The organism is Pandoraea sp. E26, assembly GCF_000681415.1.
GTDB classification, from domain to species: Bacteria; Pseudomonadota; Gammaproteobacteria; order Burkholderiales; family Burkholderiaceae; genus Pandoraea; species Pandoraea pnomenusa.
Genome location: NZ_AYXJ01000074.1, coordinates 1 through 499, shown reverse-complemented (window position 1 = coordinate 499; position 499 = coordinate 1). Strand labels below are relative to the sequence as shown.

General features: G+C 62.9%; 1 pseudogene. It reads left to right on the top strand.

The annotated features are described in order from the left end of the window. Positions 1–499, top strand: a pseudogene (locus W930_RS30555) (hypothetical protein); the annotation flags it as partial.

The following is a 499-nucleotide window of genomic DNA, read 5'->3' as shown; positions in this document are numbered from 1 at the left end:
GCGAGTTCGCTGTCGACAGGCGCGGTGACGCTGGCGGAGAGTCTGACGTCGCTCTCGACCAGCTTCGACAGTCATGCGAGTTCGCTCTCGACGGGTGCGGTGACGCTGGCGGAGAGTCTGACGTCGCTCTCGACCAGCTTCGACAGTCACGCGAGTTCGCTGTCGACGGGTGCAGTGACGCTGGCGGAAAGCATGACGTCGCTCTCCACCAGCTTCGATAGTCACGCGAGTTCGCTGTCGACCGGATTGAGCACGATGAGTAGCAATCTGGCGTTGTTGTCGGGGGGGATTCAGCACGCCATCACGTACGACGACGAGACACGTGAGCGCGCAACGCTGGGCGGTGCGCAGGCGAAGCCGGTGAAGCTGACCAATCTTGCCGACGGCGAGAGCACCACCGACGCGGTGACCTTCGGACAATTGAGCGCGACGAACAGTCACATTGCGTCGCTCACGGGCAATCTCGTCAGCCACGTCGACTCGCTCTCGACCAGCGTTG